General features: G+C 42.6%; 4 protein-coding genes. 2 read left to right on the forward strand and 2 right to left on the reverse strand.

What is annotated here, in order from left to right:
* Positions 1 to 65, forward strand: a 65-nt coding sequence (locus OGW13_RS25650) for an IS1 family transposase (RefSeq protein WP_353622468.1), incomplete at its 5' end; no start/stop codon positions are given.
* A 97-nt stretch (positions 66 to 162) separates the two neighbouring features.
* Here the strand turns inward: OGW13_RS25650 and hha are convergent.
* Positions 163 to 372: a hemolysin expression modulator Hha gene (hha, locus tag OGW13_RS00050; RefSeq protein WP_008786560.1), complete on the reverse strand. Its 210-nt coding sequence runs from the start codon at positions 370 to 372 to the stop codon at positions 163 to 165.
* Between hha and OGW13_RS00055 the strand changes: the two genes are divergently transcribed.
* Positions 324 to 560, forward strand: a complete 237-nt coding sequence (locus OGW13_RS00055) for a hypothetical protein (RefSeq protein WP_113990385.1) — start codon at positions 324 to 326, stop codon at positions 558 to 560. The two genes, hha and OGW13_RS00055, sit on opposite strands and share 49 nt — an antisense overlap.
* Positions 561 to 732: 172 nt before the next feature.
* Here the strand turns inward: OGW13_RS00055 and OGW13_RS00060 are convergent, their stop codons facing one another.
* Positions 733 to 945 carry a hypothetical protein gene (locus OGW13_RS00060; RefSeq protein WP_008786559.1) on the reverse strand — a complete coding sequence of 71 codons (213 nt, stop codon included), beginning with the start codon at positions 943 to 945 and terminating at the stop codon, positions 733 to 735.
* Positions 946 to 1058 lie beyond the last annotated feature (113 nt).

Raw genomic sequence — 1058 nt, forward strand, 5'->3', positions numbered from 1 at the left:
CAAAACCGGTGGAGCTGCATGACAAAGTCATCGGGCATTATCTGAACATAAAATACTATCAATAAGTTGGAGTCATTACCGCTGCAATAATCAGAACAATGAGAATAAAAATAATCAACTTCATTATTTATCTGCTCCTGGCAATTAATTATTGCTGAATTATTACCTTACATATTTCCATATCTCTTTTGGTATCCTGTCATATAACTTTCTGGTGATTAATTCCGCTAACCGGTGGTCTGCTGCTGAATTAAATGACTCACGTTCACTGTTTGATAAACTGTCTCTGTTTTTATGAATAATTTTTTCCAGCGTATTGACTGATGAACATCGCCGTAACTGATACAGCCATTCCTGTTTTGTTTTTGCCATTTTTATTCCCGCTGAGAACAAATGAATGCTTGGAGATCATTGCGGCTTCGGTAACGCCTCTTATAGGGCAAGCTGCATCAAATAAATTAAGCTACCTTGGTATTGGGAAAAAGATATCCTTTGATGGTGATTTGATAAATGGCACCTGTATTTCAGGCATCCTGAACATTGCAGCACACAATGAATAACACCTTATTTTGTGAAATAAATCGCAAAATATAAAATCACGACTTAACACGGAAAAAAACCTGTGCTACTCAGAACTGACTGGTCATACTGCCCGACCGGATATTAAAAAAGCAAATCTCATAAACTCCTTTCAGCCTTCTGACTCCTGGAGTAATGAAGGCTGCTTTTTCGTTACACCCTTTCCCGGCAGCGCCGGTAGCAGTGTTCAGCCCTTTTTCGGGCAAACTGCTGCCAGTCTGTCCGGGGCGCAACACAGGCAGCCCGTCGCCATCCTTCTGCCGCTTCCATCCAGCGTCCACTGACCTCCAGAATAACGGCCCGGCTTCCGGCACGCTGCCAGCGCCAGACCTGACCGTTCCGTGAACTGTTTCTGAATCCATTCATCTTTATCACTCCTCTTTAACCCGTCAGTATTATGGGCACTGTTGCAAAGTTAGCGATGAGGCAGCGTTTTGTCTTATTCAAAGGCCTTACATTTCAAAAACTCTGCTTACCAG

The sequence above is a fragment of the Citrobacter sp. Ca225 genome (assembly GCF_030337175.1).
In the GTDB taxonomy this organism is placed as follows: domain Bacteria; phylum Pseudomonadota; class Gammaproteobacteria; order Enterobacterales; family Enterobacteriaceae; genus Citrobacter_A; species Citrobacter_A amalonaticus.